The organism is Exiguobacterium sp. SH3S3 (genome assembly GCF_004337115.1).
In the GTDB taxonomy this organism is placed as follows: Bacteria; Bacillota; Bacilli; order Exiguobacteriales; family Exiguobacteriaceae; genus Exiguobacterium; species Exiguobacterium aurantiacum_A.
The window spans coordinates 1-331 of the sequence record NZ_SJUU01000049.1 but is presented as its reverse complement, the minus strand read 5'-3'; the positions used below and the strand labels follow the sequence as shown (position 1 = coordinate 331).

At 62.8% G+C, this 331-nt stretch carries 1 pseudogene; it reads right to left on the bottom strand.

Going from position 1 to position 331, the window contains the following annotated elements:
- Positions 1 to 298 (bottom strand): annotated as a pseudogene (locus tag EVJ28_RS14395) (IS5/IS1182 family transposase); the annotation flags it as partial.
- Positions 299 to 331: the final 33 nt, after the last annotated feature.

The following is a 331-nucleotide window of genomic DNA, read 5'->3' as shown; positions in this document are numbered from 1 at the left end:
CGGGCATCTCGGACTCTACGGTCTCCGCCACGGCGAGCGCATAGGCGAGCAGCTGGTCGATGTCGTGCTCATCGACTTTCTCAGGGAAACGCCCCTTCGCATCGGCCGATGCCTGATAGCACGCTTGCCGCAGATGCTTCGCCTCCTCGATGATCGCCTGCCCAATCGGCTTCTGCCCGTACCGGGCCCGGGAATGGGTCGAATCGACGATCAGCGTCCGTCCCTTCAGCAGCCCCATCTCTTTCGCGACCTCGACCGTGTGTGCGAGCAGTTTGTCGAGCAGTTTGTCGTCGTCCATGCGTTGGCGGCGGAATTTCGTGAGCGAGGACGG